Here is a 17692-nt window from a genome sequence, read left to right on the forward strand (position 1 = left end):
GGTTAAGTAAGACATGAGACTGACATCTAAAGGGCGTTATGCCGTGACCGCGATGCTGGACGTTGCGCTCAACTCCGAAGCGGGCCCGGTTCCATTGGCTGATATTTCTGAACGTCAGGGAATCTCCCTCTCTTATCTGGAACAGCTTTTTTCCCGACTGCGTAAAAATGGCCTGGTTTCCAGCGTTCGCGGTCCTGGCGGTGGTTATCTGTTAGGTAAAGACGCGGGCAGTATTGCGGTTGGTGAAGTGATTAGCGCAGTTGACGAATCCGTCGACGCGACCCGTTGCCAGGGTAAAGGCGGCTGTCAGGGCGGCGACAAATGCCTGACGCACGCGCTGTGGCGCGATCTGAGCGACCGTCTGACCGGTTTCCTGAACAATATCACCCTCGGTGAGCTGGTAAATAACCAGGAAGTTCTGGATGTATCAGGCCGTCAGCACAGCCACGATTCCCATCGTAATACCCGCGCGCAGGACGCTATCGACGTCAAATTACGCGCGTAATAAAAAGATAAGTATTTCAGAATCAGGCCGGGGCGTAACGCCCCGTGTACTCGGTCGTACATCCAGCCGGTTGCCTGATTCCTTGCATTGAAGCGATGTACGGAGTTTATAGAGCAATGAAATTACCGATTTATCTCGACTACTCCGCAACCACGCCGGTGGACCCGCGTGTTGCCGAGAAAATGATGCAGTGTCTGACCCTGGACGGAAACTTTGGTAACCCAGCTTCCCGTTCACACCGTTTTGGCTGGCATGCTGAAGAGGCGGTAGATATCGCCCGTAACCAGATTGCCGAGCTGGTTGGTGCCGACCCGCGTGAAATTGTTTTCACCTCTGGCGCAACCGAATCCGATAACCTGGCGATTAAAGGTGCCGCTAATTTCTACCAGAAAAAAGGCAAGCACATTATCACCAGCAAAACTGAACACAAAGCCGTACTGGATACCTGCCGTCAGCTGGAGCGTGAAGGATTTGAAGTAACCTACCTCGCTCCGCAGCGCAACGGTATCATCGACCTGAAAGAGCTCGAAGCGGCAATGCGTGACGACACCATTCTGGTCTCCATCATGCACGTTAACAACGAAATCGGCGTGGTGCAGGATATCGCGACAATCGGCGAGCTGTGCCGTGCGCGCGGCATTATCTATCACGTGGATGCGACCCAGAGCGTGGGCAAATTGCCTATCGATCTGAGCCAGCTGAAAGTGGACCTGATGTCCTTCTCCGGCCATAAAATCTACGGCCCGAAAGGTATCGGCGCGCTGTACGTGCGTCGTAAGCCACGTATCCGCATCGAATCCCAGATGCACGGCGGTGGTCACGAGCGCGGCATGCGTTCCGGTACGCTGCCTGTTCACCAGATCGTGGGCATGGGTGAAGCTTACCGTATCGCCAAAGAAGAGATGGAAACCGAGATGGCGCGCCTGCGTACGCTGCGCAACCGTCTGTGGGAAGGCGTGAAGGATATGGAAGAGGTCTACCTGAACGGCGATCTCGAGCAGGGCGCACCAAATATCCTCAACGTCAGCTTCAACTATGTTGAAGGCGAGTCGCTGATCATGGCCCTGAAAGACCTGGCCGTCTCTTCCGGTTCTGCGTGTACTTCCGCAAGCCTGGAGCCGTCCTACGTACTGCGTGCGCTGGGCATGACCGACGAACTGGCACACAGCTCTATCCGCTTCTCTTTAGGTCGTTTTACTACCGATGAAGAGATTGACTACACCATCCAACTGGTTCGCAACTCCATTGGCCGTCTGCGTGATCTTTCTCCACTGTGGGAAATGTACAAAGAAGGCGTGGATCTGAACAGCATTGAATGGTCACATCACTAATCGGTTTGTAAGGAGAATTCAGCATGGCATACAGCGAAAAAGTTATCGATCATTACGAGAATCCACGTAACGTGGGCTCCTTCGACAACAGCGACGACAGCGTGGGCAGCGGCATGGTGGGTGCACCAGCGTGTGGCGACGTGATGAAGTTGCAGATTAAAGTCAACAATGAAGGTATCATTGAAGACGCGCGCTTCAAGACCTACGGTTGCGGTTCCGCAATCGCGTCGAGCTCCCTGGTTACCGAGTGGGTGAAAGGCAAGTCTCTGGACGAAGCGCAGGCGATTAAAAATACCGATATTGCTGACGAACTCGAACTGCCGCCGGTGAAAATTCACTGCTCTATCCTGGCGGAAGATGCGATCAAAGCCGCAATTGCGGATTACAAAAGCAAACGTGAAGCAAAATAATTAGTTGAGGTTGTTATGTCGATTACCCTTAGCGACAGCGCTGCCGCGCGAGTAAGCGCCTTCCTGGCAAACCGTGGCAAAGGCTTTGGCCTCCGACTGGGTGTACGCACCTCCGGTTGTTCCGGTATGGCGTATGTACTGGAATTTGTTGACGAACCTGCGGCGGAAGACACCGTGTTCGAAGACAAAGGCGTGAAGGTGGTGGTCGATGGTAAAAGCCTGCAGTTCCTGAACGGCACTCAGCTGGACTTTGTTAAAGAAGGTCTTAACGAAGGGTTTAAGTTCACCAACCCGAACGTGAAAGACGAGTGCGGCTGCGGCGAAAGCTTCCACGTATAATTGCGCATCACCTGTTAACCCCACCGCAGCCAGGCTGTGTGTGGGGTTTGCTTTAATCAGCTAACCCTGAGATTGTTATGGATTACTTCACCCTCTTTGGGTTACCAGCCGGGTATGAAATTGATACTCAGGCGCTGGCGGCCCGTTTCCAGGATCTGCAACGTCAGTATCACCCGGATAAATTCGCCAGCGGTACGCAGGCGGAACAACTGGCGGCGGTGCAGCACTCTGCGACCATCAATCAGGCGTGGCAAACCCTGCGCAATCCGCTGAGCCGGGCAGAATATCTGCTTTCGCGTCACGGGTTTGATCTCTCCAGTGAGCAACACACCGTCCGCGACACCGCATTCCTGATGGAACAGCTGGAGCTGCGTGAAGAGCTGGATGAGATTGAACAGGCCAAAGACGAAGCCCGTCTGGAGCGCTTTATCAAGCGCGTAAAAGGGATGTTCGATACCCGCCATCAGCAGATGGTTAACCAATTGAATAACGAGACGTGGGATGTGGCAGCGGACAGCGTTCGCAAGCTGCGTTTTCTCGATAAACTGCGAAGCAGTGCTGAACAACTCGAAGAAAAGCTGCTCGATTTTTAATTTCGGAAGCGATTATGGCCTTATTACAAATTAGTGAGCCTGGTTTAAGTGCCGCACCGCACCAGCGTCGTCTGGCGGTGGGCATCGACTTAGGCACCACAAACTCGCTGGTGGCGACCGTGCGCAGCGGCCAGGCTGAGACGCTGGCGGATGCGCAGGGTCAACATCTGTTGCCTTCTGTGGTCCACTATCAGCCTCAGGGCCACAGCGTGGGCTTCGATGCCCGCGCCAATGCCGCGCAGGATCCTGCCAACACCATCAGCTCGGTAAAACGCATGATGGGCCGCTCGCTGGCGGATATCCAGAACCGTTATCCCCATCTGCCGTATCAGCTGCAGGCAAGTGAAAATGGCCTGCCGATGATCGCCACTGCCGCAGGGTTACTGAACCCGATCCGCGTCTCTGCCGATATTCTCAAGGCGCTGGCCGCCCGCGCCACCGCGACCCTTTCAGGCGAGCTGGATGGCGTGGTGATCACCGTGCCGGCCTATTTCGATGACGCCCAGCGTCAGGGCACCAAAGATGCCGCGCGTCTGGCGGGCCTGCATGTGCTGCGTCTGCTCAACGAGCCGACCGCGGCCGCCATTGCCTATGGTCTCGACTCTGGCCAGGAAGGGGTGATCGCGGTATTCGATCTCGGCGGCGGGACTTTTGATATCTCCATCCTGCGCCTGAGCCGAGGGGTGTTTGAAGTGCTGGCGACCGGCGGCGACTCTGCCCTCGGCGGTGACGACTTCGACCATCTGCTGGCGGATCACATCCGCGAGCAGGCGGGGATTGCCGATCGCAGCGACCTGCGCGTCCAGCGCGAGCTGCTGGATGCGGCCATTGCCGCCAAAATCGCCCTCAGCGATGCCTCCTCCGTGACCGTTGAGGTGGCGGGCTGGAAAGGCGACATCAGCCGCGAGCAGTTCAATGAACTGATTGCCCCGCTGGTGAAACGCACTCTGCTGGCCTGCCGCCGCGCGCTGAAAGATGCGGGCGTGGAAGCCGAAGAGGTGCTGGAGGTGGTGATGGTCGGCGGTTCAACCCGTGTGCCGCTGGTGCGTGAGCGCGTGGGCGAGTTCTTTGGCCGCACGCCATTAACCTCTATCGATCCGGATAAAGTGGTCGCTATCGGCGCCGCTATCCAGGCCGATATTCTGGTCGGCAACAAGCCGGACAGCGAAATGCTGCTGCTGGATGTCATCCCGCTCTCCCTCGGGTTAGAAACCATGGGCGGCCTGGTGGAGAAAGTGATCCCGCGTAACACCACCATTCCGGTGGCCCGCGCGCAGGAGTTCACCACCTTTAAAGATGGCCAGACTGCAATGTCGATCCACGTGCTGCAGGGTGAGCGCGAGCTGGTTCAGGACTGCCGTTCGCTGGCGCGTTTCGCCCTGCGCGGCATTCCGGCGCTGCCTGCAGGCGGGGCGCACATCCGCGTGACCTTCCAGGTGGATGCGGACGGCCTGCTGAGCGTCACGGCGATGGAAAAATCGACCGGTGTCGAATCCTCCATTCAGGTGAAACCGTCCTACGGTCTGACCGATAATGAGATCGCCACCATGATTCAGGACTCAATGAGTTTTGCTGAGCAGGATGTGAAGGCGCGTATGCTGGCCGAACAGAAAGTCGAAGCCGCACGCGTGCTGGAAAGCCTGAACAGCGCACTCACTGCTGATGCCGCGCTGCTAAGCGCCGCTGAACGTCAGGCCATTGACGATGCCGTCGCACAGTTGATTGCGGTGGCCGAAGGCAATGATGCTGACGCCATAGAACAAGCGATTAAAAACGTTGATAAACAAACCCAGGAGTTTGCCGCTCGTCGTATGGACCAGTCTGTCCGTACCGCGCTGAAAGGCCACTCCGTGGACGAGGTTTAATATGCCAAAGATTGTTTTTCTGCCACATGCGGACCTCTGTCCGGATGGCGCAGTTCTGGAAGCTGAGACCGGCGAAACCATCCTTAACGTTGCCCTGCGTAACGGTATTGAAGTGGAACACGCCTGTGAAAAATCCTGTGCCTGCACAACCTGCCACTGCATCGTCCGCGAGGGGTTTGACTCTCTTGCGGAGAGCACAGAAGATGAAGACGACATGCTGGATAAAGCATGGGGTCTGGAGCCGGAAAGCCGTCTGAGCTGTCAGGCGCGCGTCACCGATGAAGATCTGGTGGTCGAACTTCCGCGTTATACGCTTAACCACGCACGCGAGCATTAATATGGGACTGAAGTGGACAGACAGCCGTGAAATCGGCGAGGCGCTGTACGACGCCAACCCGGATCTCGATCCGAAGACCGTACGCTTCACCGATATGCATCAGTGGATTTGCGATCTGGAAGAGTTTGACGACGATCCCAACGCATCCAATGAAAAAATTCTGGAGGCGATTCTGTTAGTCTGGCTGGACGAAGCAGAATAAAAACGTAACGGGCTGCCTTCAGGCGGCCCGTTTGCTTGTTGCTAATAAGGAAAAATAAAATGACCGAAGCGATGAAGATTACGCTCTCTACTCAGCCTGCCGATGCGCGCTGGGGTGAAAAAGCCACTTACAGCATCAACAACGACGGTATTACCCTGCACCTGAACGGCAGCGACGATTTAGGCCTGATCCAGCGCGCGGCGCGTAAAATTGACGGCCTGGGCATTAAACATGTGTTACTCGACGGCGAAGGCTGGGACACCGATCGTAGCTGGGCCTTCTGGGCCGGTTATAAAGGGCCAAAAGGCAGCCGTAAAATTGAGTGGGCTAATCTGGACGAAGCCAGCAAGCGCGAGCTGGAAAGCCGTCTGACCATTATCGACTGGGTGCGCGACACCATCAACGCCCCGGCGGAAGAGCTGGGTCCGGAGCAGCTGGCGCAGCGTGCTGTCGATCTGCTGAGCAAGGTGGCGGGCGAAAACGTCTCTTACCGCATCACCAAAGGCGAAGATCTGCGCGAGCAGAACTATATGGGCATCCACACCGTGGGTCGCGGCTCTGAGCGCCCGCCGGTGCTGCTGGCGCTGGACTACAACCCAACCGGCGATAAAGCGGCCCCGGTATTCGCCTGCCTGGTCGGGAAGGGCATTACCTTTGACACCGGCGGCTATAGCCTGAAGCAGAGCGCGTTCATGGACTCCATGAAGTCCGACATGGGCGGCGCGGCGACCATCACCGGTGCGCTGGCCTTTGCCATCACCCGCGGTCTGAACAAACGCGTGAAGCTCTGGCTCTGCTGCGCCGACAACATGGTCAGCGGTAACGCCTTTAAGCTGGGCGACATCATTCGCTACCGCAACGGCAAAAACGTTGAAGTGATGAATACCGACGCCGAAGGCCGTCTGGTGCTGGCGGATGGGCTGATCGATGCCTCGGCGCAAAAACCAGAGCTGATTATCGACATGGCGACCCTGACCGGGGCGGCGAAAACCGCGCTGGGCAACGACTACCACGCGCTGTTCAGCTTCGACGATAAGCTGGCAAACCGCCTGCTGGCGAGCGCCGCCGCCGAGAACGAGCCGTTCTGGCGTCTGCCGCTGGCCGAGTTCCACCGCAGCCAGCTGCCGTCGAACTTTGCCGAACTGAACAATACCGCCAGCGCGGCCTATCCGGCAGGGGCAAGCACCGCCGCCGGTTTCCTGTCGCACTTTGTCGAGAACTATCGCGAAGGCTGGCTGCACATCGACTGCTCCGCGACCTACCGTAAAGCGGCGGTTGAACAGTGGTCCGCGGGTGCGACCGGTCTGGGCGTGCGTACCATTGCGAACCTGCTGACGGCAGAGTAATTAGCTTGCCCGGCGGCGCTGCGCTTGCACGGGCCTACGGGTGTTGTAGGCCGGGTAAGCAAAGCGCCACCCGGCGTTTTTTGAAGTAGTGAAACTATGTCAGAAACCAAAAACGAATTAGAAACCCTGCTGGAGAAAGCGGCCACCGAGCCCGCCCATCGTCCGGCATTCTTCCGCGCGCTGCTGGAGTCCACCGTCTGGGTGCCCGGTACGGCGGCGGAAGGCGAGCAGGTTGTTGAGGACAGCGCCCTGGATCTGCTGCACTGGGAAAAAGACGACGGCACCTCGGTGATCCCGTTCTTCTCCTCCCTTGAGGCCTTACAGCAAGCCGTTGAAGATGAGCAGGCGTTCGTGGTGATGCCGGTGCGCACACTGTTTGAGATGACGCTGGGCGAAACCCTGTTTCTGAATGCCAAACTGCCGACCGGGAAAGAGTTCACCCCGCGTGAAATCAGCCATCTGATTGGCGAAGAGGGCAACCCGCTTAGCACCCAGGAGGTGCTGGAGGGCGGCGAGTCGCTGCTGCTGTCGGAAGTGGCCGAGCCACCGGCGCAGATGATCGACTCCCTGACCACCCTTTTCCAGACCCTCAAGCCGGTTAAGCGCGCGTTTCTCTGCTCCATCAAAGAGCAGGCTGACGAACAGCCGGTACTGCTGATTGGTATCGAGGCGGATGGCGAGATCGACGACATCATTCAGGCCGCGGGCAGCGTGGCGACCGACACCCTGCCGGGCGACGAGCCGATCGATATCTGCCGGGTAGTGGCGGGGGAGAAGGGCATCAGCCACTTTATCACCGAGCACATCACGCCGTTCTATGAGCGCCGCTGGGGTGGCTTCCTGCGCGATTTCAAAAACAACCGCATTATCTGAATCTTACGGGGTGGCACTCACCCCGTTGCTTCCAGCAGCAGTAAATCCATCAGCAGCACCAGGTTCGACTCAAACGAGGTCACCCCTGCGGCTTCGGCGGCGAAATGCACCGCTTCGTCGTACAAAGCAAAATGCAGATCCGCCATCCCCGCCAGGCTATTCGCCGACGCGCGGGTAAAAGCCACCACCGTCATCCCCACGTTTTGCGCAATGCGCGCCTTATCCAGAACCTGTTCCGTTTCCCCGCTGCGCGAGACTGCGATGAAGACCTGATAGCGCGAGGCGTTGCTGAGAAAGATATTACGGCTGTCGCCCGGGCCGGAGATAAAGGCCGTCTTGCCCAGCACCTGCAATTTTTTGGTCAGGTACTCGGCAAAAAGATAGGAAAAGCCCGCCCCGTAGAGAAAGAAGCTCTCTTTTTCCCGCAGCAGTTCGGCAAAATAGTGGCGCTTTTGCGCCGTCGCCCACTGAAAGGTCTGCTGATAGTTGGCGATAAACTGATTGAACAGCGCGGGCAACTCCGCAGGCTGACGGCTTTCGGCGGCAATGTGCGGCGTGTCGCTCAATAGCTGCTTGCAGTGCCAGATGAACTCGCTAAAGCCGCTAAACCCCAGCTTGCGGCAGAGGCGCATAATGGTGGCGGTAGAGACAAAGGTCGCCTGCGCCAGCTCCCGCACCGTGATCTGACCCACCAGCAGTGGATGCCCGGTCAGATGGGCCAGCACGCGATATTCCGCGCGGGTCAGGGTCTCCCCGCGCGATAACAATGTCGCCAGGCGGTTATCCATTACTGCGCCGGTTCAACCGGCAGATCGTCCCGGGCACCCCATTCACTCCACGCCCCGTCGTAGAGCGTCACGTCGGTTTTGCCGAGGGTAGCCAGCGCCAGGATCACCACACAGGCGGTGACGCCCGAGCCGCAGCTGGTGACGATGGGCTGATGCAGATCCACACCCTGACGGGCAAAAATCTCACGCAGCTCATCGGTGGTTTTCAGCTCGCCTTCAAACACCAGATCGCCCCAGGGCACGTTACGTGCGCCTGGGATATGGCCGCGCTTAAGGCCAGGGCGCGGCTCGTCGGCCTCGGCGTTAAAGCGCGGGGCAGGGCGGGCATCGACAATCTGTACGGTCTGTTCGTGGCTCGCCAGCAGCACGTCGGTGACGCGCTTGATCGCCCCGGCGTCGAAGGTGGCTTCAAAATCGCTGTCCGGCAGGGAAACATCGCCCTGCTGGAGCGGGAGCTCCGCCCGCTGCCAGCCCGCAAGCCCGCCCGCCAGAATCGACACTTTTTCCACGCCGAAGGTTTTCAGCATCCACCACGCCCGTGGTGCGGAGAAGAGATTCCCTTCATCATAAATCACCAGATGCTTATCGTGGCTGACGCCCAGCTCGCGCATGGCGACCGCAAACGCTTCCGGGCGCGGCATCATGTGCGGCAGGGGAGAGGTGTGATCGGAGAGGGCTTCAATATCAAAAAATACCGCCCCCGGCAGATGCCCGGCGCGGTATTCCGCGGGAACGTCACGATGCTCCTGCCCCGGCGGCGCCATGCGCGCGTCGAGGATCTGGACTTCAGGATCGTCACTGTGCTCAATCAGCCAGTCGGCTGCGACAAAATATGAGGTGGACATGGTTGCCTCCATAAATGAATCCAATAATGGATTGTCGGTGTTTTTTCTGACACCGACAAGGGAACCACGTTCAACTCGCGAGCAAGCCCTTATTTTTTCACCGCTTCTCCGTCCTGCCACGCTTTCTGCAATGCAGGCCAGTATTCACGGTTAGCTTCGATCATCTCGTCCAGAATGGCTTTGGCATGCTCCATGGTTGGCACGGTGCGGTTCAGGGTGAACGCCTGCAACGCTTTCTCGTAGCTGCCTTCGATGGTGGCCTCTACCAGCAGCTGCTCCGAGGCCAGCTGTTGTTGCAGCAGGGTCTGGTGGAACAGCGGCACCTGGCCGATGCGGATCGGCTCTGGCCCTTCGCTTGTGATATAGGCCGGCACTTCAACCATGGCGTCATACGGCAGATTAGTAATCGCCCCGCGGTTTTCTACCATCACCAGATGGCGCTGACGCAGGTTGAACGCCAGCGAGCGGGCCACATCCACGATAAACTCGCCGTGTACCCCCACGTGGAACGCATCCGGCAGGATCCCGGTCTGTTTATACTCTTCCGCAGCCGCAAACAGCTTTTTCTCGCGACCGTTCATCACTTCGTTGGCGCGGGTATAGTCCGGGTTCTGGTGCTCCACGATCTGGTTTGGCATCAGGTAGTACTGCAGATAGGGGTTCGGCAGATACTCCGGGAAGTTATCCATGATCGGCTTGATGTTGCGCCAGGTTTTCACCCAGGATGGATCGGAGTGCTGCGGGTCGGTTTTAGCCGCATCTTCCGTCAGCAGGCCAAATCTGGCGACATGGCGGCGCAGCTCCGGCAGTTTGTCCTCGCCATCCACCAGCACGCGGGTAAACCAGCCGAAGTGGTTCAGACCGAAGTAATCCACCTCCAGCTTGTGACGATCCACGCCCAGAATGGCCCCCATATTGCGCATCGCCGCGACCGGCATATCGCAGATGTTCAGCACCCGGGCGTCAGGTCGCAGGCGGCGCACACCCTCTGCGACGATGGCCGCCGGGTTGGAGTAGTTAACGATCCACGCTTTTTCATGCGCATAGCGCTCGACCATGTCGATCAGTTCAACCATCGGCAGGATCGTGCGTAAGCCATACGCCAGCCCGCCCGGGCCGCAGGTCTCCTGGCCAACCACGCCGTGACGCAGCGGGATCTTCTCATCCTGCTCGCGCATTTTGTACTGACCCACGCGCATCTGGGCGAAGATGAAATGGGCACCGCTGAAGGCCACTTCCGGGTCGCTGGTGACGGTGAATTTGATGCTCTGACTGTGATCGCGAATCACCTTCTCCACCACCGGCGCGATGGTATCCTGCCGCGCGGCGTCGATGTCGTAGAGGCGAATTTCCGCCAGCGGGAATTTGTCCAGCTGCACCATCAGGCTTTTCACAATTCCTGGCGTATAGGTGCTGCCACCACCGGCGATAGAGAGAATGAATGGGGGTGTAATCATGTTTATCTCCTTCAGAGAACCGTCTCGACCGCTTCTCGCATTTTTTTGACATGCAGCCCGTAGACCACCTGAACGTTGTTACCTTGTTTGATAATGCCTTTCGCGCCCGTCGCCTTGAGCCGCGGCTCGTCGATGACGGCGACATCTTTCACCGTGACGCGCAGGCGGGTGTAGCAGTTGTCCACTACCTCGATGTTTTCACGTCCGCCGAGGCCGACCACAATCGCCTCGCCCAGGCCATTATTGCTGCCCTTCGCCTGATACTCCTGCTTGCTGTACAGACGGGTCTCCTGATCTTCCTCCTCGCGTCCCGGCGTTTTCATGCGGAAATGCAGGATCAGGAAGCGGAAGACAACGAAGTAGACGGTGAACATGATCAGCCCGACCACGATGTACATCGGCCAGTTAGACTTCTCCGTGCCCAGCGGCAGGTTATAGAGAATAAAATCGATGATGCCATTGGCGCCGATGGCGTGAACGCCGAACAGGGAGAAGAGCATCATGCCAATCCCGGTCAGCACCGCATGCACCACAAACAGCAGCGGGGCGACAAACAGGAAGGAGAACTCAATGGGTTCGGTCACGCCCACCAGCAACGAGGTGAGCGCCGCCGGGATCAGAATCGCTTTCGCCGCGGCTTTACGCTCCGGTTTCGCGGTGACATACATCGCCAGCGCGGCGGCAGGCAGGCCAAACATCTTGCTGATACCGCGAGCATCCCAGACCACGGTGCTGCTGAGCTGCTTCACATCCGGGCAGGCCATCTCGGCGAAGTAGATATTACGCGCGCCCTGGTAGGTAGCGCCGCAGACCTCCTGGGTACCGCCCAGTTCGGTATAGAGGAAGGGGGTATAAACCAGATGGTGCAGGCCGGTCGGCACCAGGATGCGCTCAAGGAAGCCGTAAATCGCCACCCCAAACGGTCCGGAACCTTTTATTGCTAAGGCCATCGTGCTGATCCCGTGCTGGGCAAACGGCCACAGCTCGCTCATCACCACCCCCAGCAGCATTGAAACCGGCAGCATAATAATGGCGACAAAGCAGTGGCCGGAGTAGATTGCCATGGCGCCGTTAAACTGCACCCCGGAGTATTTGTTATACAGGTAGCCCGACAGCGCCCCGGTGAGGATCCCGGCGAACACGCCCATCTCCAGCACCTGTACCCCCAGCACCATGCTCTGTCCGGCGGCTTTCATCTGCTCCGCAGGGGCCAGCGCGCCCTGCAGTTGCAGCGTGACGTTCATGGCGTTGATAAACACCACAAAGGTCATCAGACCAATCAGCGCCGCGTAACCTTTGTCACGTGTTGCCAGACCAATGGGAATCCCCACGGCGAACACCAGCGCGAGGTTAACCAGCACCGAGACGGCGGATTTGGCGATCAGCTGGCCAATACTCTGGATCAGTGGATGGCCGAGGAATGGCAGATAGCCGGCAAGACCACCGTTACCCAGCACGTTTCCAAAGGCAATAAACAGACCGACAATCGGCAGGATAAGTACCGGTCCGTATAATGATTTTCCGAAATTTTGTAGGGCGTTCACGGCTCGTTTCATCATGTTCTCTCTTATTGAACCGCGCACTCAAGGTGCGTCTGAGAGTAAAACTAGCAGTGGGAACGCCGGTTTATCCATATATCTTCTTGTTTTAAAAACAAATGACGTTAAAGGTTACATGTAACCTTATGCGCTGTGATCGCCGTAGCAGCGGAATTTTTAATGCTGATAATTATTTTGCGAGGTGCTGTCCGTAATTGGATTGAGTGCTTTTGTATTAATGAAACTTGCGGATAATACTTACCCCGACGACGACCAACAGGCCCGAGAGGCCAGGGATAAAGGATGAAACCGTTTCGCTTCGCCGCACTTTCATTAGCGCTGCTCACTTCACTGGCGCTTATCGGCTGTGACAACAGTGACGATAAGCCCAAACCCCAGGCGCCCGCTGCGGCGGCTGCATCCACCACACAACCGACTGTCCCGGCGAAGCCTGACGGCGCCACGCTGGAAAAACTGGCAGCGCAGAGCCAGGGCAAGGCGCTGACCCTGCTGGATGCTTCAGAGCTCCAGCTCGACGGCGCGGCAGCCCTGGTGCTGACCTTCTCGGTTCCCCTCGATCCCGCCCAGGATTTCGCCCGCACCGTGCACGTGGTGGACAAAAAAAGCGGCAAGGTTGATGGGGCATGGGAGCTGGCGCCTAACCTGAAGGAGCTGCGCCTGCGCCATCTGGAGCCAAACCGGAATCTGGTGGTCACCGTCGAGGGCGCGCTGCTTGGGCTGAATAAAGCCACGCTGGGCAGCGATATCGAAAAAACCATCACCACCCGCGATATTGAGCCGACCGTGGGCTTCGCCAGCCGCGGCTCGCTGCTGCCGGGCAAGGTGGTAGAAGGGTTGCCGGTAATGGCGCTGAACGTAAACAACGTCGATGTGAATTTCTACCGGGTCAAACCCGAGTCCCTGGCCGCGTTCGTCAGCCAGTGGGAGTACCGCAGTTCGCTTACCAACTGGGAATCTGACAACCTGCTGAAGATGGCCGATCTGGTCTATACCGGCCGCTTCGACCTTAACCCGGCGCGCAATACCCGCGAGAAACTGCTGCTGCCGCTGGCGGAGATCAAGCCGCTACAGCAGGCGGGGGTCTACATCGCGGTGATGAATCAGGCCGGGCACTATAACTACAGCAACGCCGCCACGCTCTTTACCCTCAGCGATATTGGTCTCTCCGCCCACCGCTACCATAACCGACTGGATATCTTTACCCAGAGCCTGGAGAACGGCGCGGCGCAGTCGGGCATTGAGGTGCTGCTGCTTAACGATAAAGGGCAAACGCTGGCCCAGGCGTCGAGCGATGCCGACGGTCACGCGACGTTGCAAACAGATAAAGCGGCCGCGCTGCTTCTCGCCCGTAAAGATGGGCAGACCACGCTTTTGGATCTCACCCTTCCGGCGCTGGATCTGGCGGAGTTTGCCATCTCCGGCGCGCCAGGCCTGAACAAGCAGTTCTTTATGTTTGGTCCGCGCGATCTCTATCGCCCGGGCGAAACGTTGATCCTCAACGGCCTGCTGCGCGACAGCGACGGCAAACCGCTGCCCGACCAGCCGGTGAAGCTGGAGGTATTACGCCCGGACGGCCAGGTGGCACGTACCGTGGTCAGCCAGCCGGAAAACGGTCTCTATCGCTTTAACTATCCCCTTGATAGCGGGGCGCAGACCGGCATGTGGCATGTGCGCGCCAGTACCGGCGATAACCAGCAGCGGATGTGGGATTTCCACGTCGAAGATTTTATGCCAGAGCGCATGGCGCTGAATCTTACCGGGCAAAAAGCGCCGGTTGCGCCGCAGGATGATGTCGCGTTCGACGTGACGGGGTATTACCTGTACGGCGCTCCCGCCAACGGCAACAGCCTGCAAGGACAGCTCTTTTTACGCCCGCTGCGTGACGCCGTGGCCGCACTGCCGGGCTTCCAGTTTGGCGATATCGCCGAAGAGAACCTGAGCCGCAGCCTCGACGAAGTGCAGCTGACCCTGGACGAACAAGGGCAGGGTCAGGTGACCAGCGAAAGCCAGTGGAAAGAGACGCACTCCCCGCTGCAGGTTATTTTGCAGGCCAGCCTGCTGGAGTCCGGCGGACGTCCGGTGACCCGCCGGGCGGAACAGGCCGTCTGGCCAGCGGCCACCCTGCCGGGCATCCGTCCGCAGTTCGCCAGCAAAGCGGTCTATGACTACCGCACCGATACCACCGTCAACCAGCCGATTGTGGAGGAGAACAGCCAGGCCGGATTCGATATTGTCTACGCTGATGCCAGCGGGGCGAAAAAAGCCGTTTCTGGTCTGCAGGTTCGCCTGATCCGCGAACGTCGGGACTACGCCTGGACCTGGTCGGAAAGTGACGGCTGGCAGTCGCAGTTTGATCAAAAAGATCTGATCGAAGGCGAGCAGGCGCTGGATCTGGCCGCGGGCGAAACGGGGAAAGTGAGCTTCCCGGTGGAGTGGGGCTCCTACCGTCTGGAGGTGAAAGCCCCGGATGAGGCGGTGAGCAGCGTGCGCTTCTGGGCGGGCTACAGCTGGCAGGATAACAGCGACGGCTCCGGCGCGGCGCGACCGGATCGCGTCACCCTGAAGCTGGACAAACCGGCCTATCAGCCAGGGGATACCATCAAGCTGCACATTGCCGCCCCGGCGGCAGGTAAAGGCTACGCGATGATCGAATCCAGCGAAGGGCCGCTGTGGTGGAAAGAGATCGACGTCCCGGCTGAAGGGCTGGATATGACGATCCCGGTAGATAAAGCCTGGAAACGTCACGATCTTTACCTCTCCACGCTGGTGGTTCGCCCCGGCGATAAATCCAAATCGGCCACGCCAAAACGGGCTGTGGGCTTGCTGCATCTGCCGATGGGCGATGAGAACCGTCGCCTGAGCATCGCCCTGGAAAATCCGCCCAAAATGCGTCCTGACCAGATGCTGACGGTGAAAGTGAAAGCCAGCGTGAAAGAGGGGACGACCCCGCAGAAAGTTAACGTGCTGGTTTCGGCGGTGGACAGCGGCGTACTCAACATTACCGATTACGTCACCCCGGATCCGTGGCAGGCGTTCTTTGGCCAGAAGCGCTATGGCGCGGACATCTACGATATCTACGGGCAGGTGATTGAAGGCCAGGGGCGTCTGGCGTCGCTGCGCTTTGGCGGCGACGGCGATGAGCTCAAGCGCGGCGGCAAACCGCCGGTTAACCACGTCACCATTATCGCCCAGCAGGCGCAGCCGGTAGAGCTGGACGCCAACGGGGAGGGCACCGTCTCGTTACCCATTGGCGACTTTAACGGCGAGCTGCGTCTGATGGCCCAGGCCTGGACCGATGATGATTTTGGCAGTAGCGAGAGCAAAATCATCGTTGCCGCACCGGTGATCACCGAGCTAAACACACCGCGCTTCCTGGCCAGCGGCGATAGCGCCAGGCTGACGCTGGATCTGACTAACCTCACCGATCGTCCGCAGACCCTGAACGTCGCCCTGACCGCTGGCGGTAATCTGGCGCTGGAAGGGGCCCAGCCGCAGCCGGTTACACTGGCCGCGGGTGAACGCTCGACGCTGTTTATTCCGGTGCGGGCGCTGGAGGGTTACGGCGAGGGCGAAATCGTCGCGCAGGTAAACGGCTTGACGCTGCCCGGCGAAACCTTTGCCCCGCAGCAGAAGAGCTGGAAAATCGGCGTGCGCCCGGCATTCCCGGCGCAGACGGTGAACACCGGCACGATGCTCAATCCGGGCGAAAGCTGGCATGCGCCGGAACAGCACCTGGCGAATTTCTCGCCGGTGACCTTACAGGGGCAGCTTCTGCTCAGCGGCAAGCCGCCGCTCAACCTGGCCCGCTACATTCGTGAGCTGCAGGCCTATCCGTATGGCTGTCTGGAACAGACCACCAGCGGTCTCTTCCCGTCTCTGTATACCAATGCCGCCCAGCTGAGCGCGTTAGGGATTAAGGGTGACAGCGACGAAAAACGTCGCGCGGCTATTGAGATCGGTATCTCCCGCCTGCTGCAGATGCAGCGTGACAACGGTGGCTTTGCCCTGTGGGATAAAAACGGTGAGGAAGAGTACTGGCTCACCGCCTACGTCACTGATTTCCTGGTGCGGGCGGGCGAGCAGGGTTACAGCGTCCCGGCTGAGGCCATTACCAACGCCAACAACCGCCTGCTGCGCTATCTGCAGGACCCGGGCATGATGGCTGTCCGCTACAGCGAGAACACCACCGCCAGCAAATTTGCCATCCAGGCCTATGCCGCGCTGGTGCTGGCTCGTCAGCAAAAAGCGCCGCTGGGGGCGCTGCGTGAAATCTGGGATCGTCATGGTCAGGCCAAATCGGGCCTGCCGCTGATGCAGCTTGGCCTGGCGCTGAAGCTGATGGGGGATGCGCCGCGCAGCCAGCAGGCGCTCGATCTGGCAATCAAAACGCCGCGCAGCGAAACGCAAAGCTGGCTGGCCGATTACGGTAGCCCGCTTCGCGATAACGCGATGATGCTCAGCCTGCTGGAAGAGTACAAACTGCTGCCGAACGCTCAGAATACGCTGCTGAATGTGCTTTCTGAGCAGGCGTACAGCCAGCGCTGGCTCTCAACGCAGGAGAGTAACGCTCTGTTCCTGGCGGGGCGTTCCGTACAGAAACTCACCGGAGAGTGGCAGGCCACCACGTCGTTTAAAGAAGGCAATATGCGGGGAGACAAACCGCAGGTGCAAAATCTTAATGCCGATCAACTGGCCGCCCTGCAGGTGACCAATACCGGCACTGCACCGCTGTGGGTGCGTCTGGACAGCAGCGGCTACCCACAATACGCGCCGCAGCCCGCCTCGAACGTGCTGAAAATTGAACGGCAGATTCTGGCCACCGATGGCAGCAGCAAGTCGCTCTCCTCCCTGAAAAGCGGGGAGCTGGTTCTGGTCTGGCTGACCGTGCGTGCCAGCAAGAACGTGCCGGATGCGCTGGTGGTGGATCTGCTGCCTGCGGGGCTGGAGCTGGAAAACCAGAACCTCGCCAGCAGCAGCGCCAGCCTGCAGGAGAGCGGCAGCGAGGTACAAAACCTGCTCAACCAGATGCAGCAGGCGGATATCCAGCATATGGAGTTCCGCGACGATCGCTTTGTCGCCGCCGTGTCGGTGAAAAATTATGAGACAGTGACGCTGGTCTATCTGGCCCGTGCCGTCACCCCGGGAACCTACACGGTGCCGGTACCGATGGTGGAATCCATGTACGTACCGCAGTGGCGGGCAACGGGTGCGGCCAGCGGCCCGCTAACTGTCGTTCCGTAAC

General features: G+C 58.9%; 15 protein-coding genes. 11 read left to right on the top strand and 4 right to left on the bottom strand.

What is annotated here, in order from left to right; all coding sequences use genetic code 11:
* The first annotated feature begins 13 nt into the window (after window positions 1-13).
* From iscR to sseB, 10 genes are all read left to right on the top strand, one after another.
* Window positions 14-505 carry a Fe-S cluster assembly transcriptional regulator IscR gene (iscR, locus tag ACT3IC_RS15330; protein ID WP_103180723.1) on the top strand — a complete coding sequence of 164 codons (492 nt, stop codon included), beginning with the start codon at window positions 14-16 and terminating at the stop codon, window positions 503-505.
* A gap of 116 nt (window positions 506-621) precedes the next feature.
* Window positions 622-1836, top strand: coding sequence for a cysteine desulfurase (gene iscS / locus ACT3IC_RS15335; protein ID WP_103180722.1), 1215 nt, complete (start codon window positions 622-624; stop codon window positions 1834-1836).
* 23 nt (window positions 1837-1859) lie between these two features.
* Window positions 1860-2246 (top strand): Fe-S cluster assembly scaffold IscU, encoded by a 387-nt coding sequence (iscU, locus tag ACT3IC_RS15340; protein WP_004866383.1) that lies wholly within the window; start codon window positions 1860-1862, stop codon window positions 2244-2246.
* 15 nt (window positions 2247-2261) lie between these two features.
* Window positions 2262-2585, top strand: coding sequence for an iron-sulfur cluster assembly protein IscA (gene iscA / locus ACT3IC_RS15345; protein ID WP_103180721.1), 324 nt, complete (start codon window positions 2262-2264; stop codon window positions 2583-2585).
* Between the two features lie 77 nt (window positions 2586-2662).
* Window positions 2663-3178 carry a co-chaperone HscB gene (hscB, locus tag ACT3IC_RS15350; protein WP_156655033.1) on the top strand — a complete coding sequence of 172 codons (516 nt, stop codon included), beginning with the start codon at window positions 2663-2665 and terminating at the stop codon, window positions 3176-3178.
* Window positions 3179-3192: 14 nt separating this feature from the next.
* The gene (gene hscA / locus ACT3IC_RS15355) at window positions 3193-5043 is read left to right on the top strand and encodes a Fe-S protein assembly chaperone HscA (RefSeq protein WP_156239575.1); all 1851 of its coding nucleotides are present in this window, start codon (window positions 3193-3195) and stop codon (window positions 5041-5043) included.
* 1 nt (window position 5044) lies between these two features.
* A complete protein-coding gene (fdx, locus tag ACT3IC_RS15360) occupies window positions 5045-5380 on the top strand; it encodes an ISC system 2Fe-2S type ferredoxin (RefSeq protein WP_039029728.1) in 336 nt (111 codons plus the stop codon).
* Between the two features lies 1 nt (window position 5381).
* Window positions 5382-5582 carry a Fe-S cluster assembly protein IscX gene (gene iscX / locus ACT3IC_RS15365; RefSeq protein ID WP_032613119.1) on the top strand — a complete coding sequence of 67 codons (201 nt, stop codon included), beginning with the start codon at window positions 5382-5384 and terminating at the stop codon, window positions 5580-5582.
* 59 nt (window positions 5583-5641) lie between these two features.
* The gene (gene pepB, locus ACT3IC_RS15370; protein ID WP_473478053.1) at window positions 5642-6928 is read left to right on the top strand and encodes an aminopeptidase PepB; all 1287 of its coding nucleotides are present in this window, start codon (window positions 5642-5644) and stop codon (window positions 6926-6928) included.
* Window positions 6929-7024: 96 nt separating this feature from the next.
* A complete protein-coding gene (gene sseB, locus ACT3IC_RS15375; protein WP_103180718.1) occupies window positions 7025-7801 on the top strand; it encodes an enhanced serine sensitivity protein SseB in 777 nt (258 codons plus the stop codon).
* Window positions 7802-7818: 17 nt separating this feature from the next.
* Here the strand turns inward: sseB and ACT3IC_RS15380 are convergent, their stop codons facing one another.
* The 4 genes from ACT3IC_RS15380 to ACT3IC_RS15395 all read right to left on the bottom strand — a co-directional run bounded on the left by ACT3IC_RS15380 (window position 7819) and on the right by ACT3IC_RS15395 (window position 12447).
* Complete coding sequence (locus tag ACT3IC_RS15380; protein WP_156239569.1) at window positions 7819-8589, bottom strand: MurR/RpiR family transcriptional regulator; 771 nt, start codon at window positions 8587-8589, stop codon at window positions 7819-7821.
* Window positions 8589-9434 (bottom strand): 3-mercaptopyruvate sulfurtransferase, encoded by an 846-nt coding sequence (gene sseA, locus ACT3IC_RS15385; protein ID WP_156655031.1) that lies wholly within the window; start codon window positions 9432-9434, stop codon window positions 8589-8591. Before sseA ends, ACT3IC_RS15380 begins: the two co-directional genes overlap by 1 nt.
* 89 nt (window positions 9435-9523) lie before the next feature.
* Entirely contained in the window at window positions 9524-10891 is a 1368-nt protein-coding gene (locus tag ACT3IC_RS15390; RefSeq protein ID WP_290527484.1) for a 6-phospho-alpha-glucosidase, read from the bottom strand.
* 11 nt (window positions 10892-10902) lie between these two features.
* Complete coding sequence (locus ACT3IC_RS15395; RefSeq protein ID WP_159340076.1) at window positions 10903-12447, bottom strand: PTS transporter subunit EIIC; 1545 nt, start codon at window positions 12445-12447, stop codon at window positions 10903-10905.
* 285 nt (window positions 12448-12732) lie between these two features.
* Between ACT3IC_RS15395 and ACT3IC_RS15400 the strand changes: the two genes are divergently transcribed.
* Window positions 12733-17691, top strand: coding sequence for an alpha-2-macroglobulin family protein (locus ACT3IC_RS15400; RefSeq protein ID WP_473478057.1), 4959 nt, complete (start codon window positions 12733-12735; stop codon window positions 17689-17691).
* Window position 17692: the final 1 nt, after the last annotated feature.

The organism is Leclercia sp. GHBNCSD (assembly GCF_055805075.1).

Bases quoted from the DNA above. Each gene is read 5' to 3' on its own strand.
- ACT3IC_RS15390 (WP_290527484.1), bottom strand. From the start codon at position 10,891: ATGATTACACCCCCATTCATTCTCTCTATCGCCGGTGGTGGCAGCACC.
- hscA (WP_156239575.1), top strand. From the start codon at position 3,193: ATGGCCTTATTACAAATTAGTGAGCCTGGTTTAAGTGCCGCACCGCAC.
- iscR (WP_103180723.1), top strand. From the start codon at position 14: ATGAGACTGACATCTAAAGGGCGTTATGCCGTGACCGCGATGCTGGAC.
- hscB (WP_156655033.1), top strand. From the start codon at position 2,663: ATGGATTACTTCACCCTCTTTGGGTTACCAGCCGGGTATGAAATTGAT.
- sseB (WP_103180718.1), top strand. From the start codon at position 7,025: ATGTCAGAAACCAAAAACGAATTAGAAACCCTGCTGGAGAAAGCGGCC.
- sseA (WP_156655031.1), bottom strand. From the start codon at position 9,434: ATGTCCACCTCATATTTTGTCGCAGCCGACTGGCTGATTGAGCACAGT.
- pepB (WP_473478053.1), top strand. From the start codon at position 5,642: ATGACCGAAGCGATGAAGATTACGCTCTCTACTCAGCCTGCCGATGCG.
- iscX (WP_032613119.1), top strand. From the start codon at position 5,382: ATGGGACTGAAGTGGACAGACAGCCGTGAAATCGGCGAGGCGCTGTAC.
- iscA (WP_103180721.1), top strand. From the start codon at position 2,262: ATGTCGATTACCCTTAGCGACAGCGCTGCCGCGCGAGTAAGCGCCTTC.
- iscU (WP_004866383.1), top strand. From the start codon at position 1,860: ATGGCATACAGCGAAAAAGTTATCGATCATTACGAGAATCCACGTAAC.
- ACT3IC_RS15395 (WP_159340076.1), bottom strand. From the start codon at position 12,447: ATGAAACGAGCCGTGAACGCCCTACAAAATTTCGGAAAATCATTATAC.
- fdx (WP_039029728.1), top strand. From the start codon at position 5,045: ATGCCAAAGATTGTTTTTCTGCCACATGCGGACCTCTGTCCGGATGGC.
- iscS (WP_103180722.1), top strand. From the start codon at position 622: ATGAAATTACCGATTTATCTCGACTACTCCGCAACCACGCCGGTGGAC.
- ACT3IC_RS15380 (WP_156239569.1), bottom strand. From the start codon at position 8,589: ATGGATAACCGCCTGGCGACATTGTTATCGCGCGGGGAGACCCTGACC.
- ACT3IC_RS15400 (WP_473478057.1), top strand. From the start codon at position 12,733: ATGAAACCGTTTCGCTTCGCCGCACTTTCATTAGCGCTGCTCACTTCA.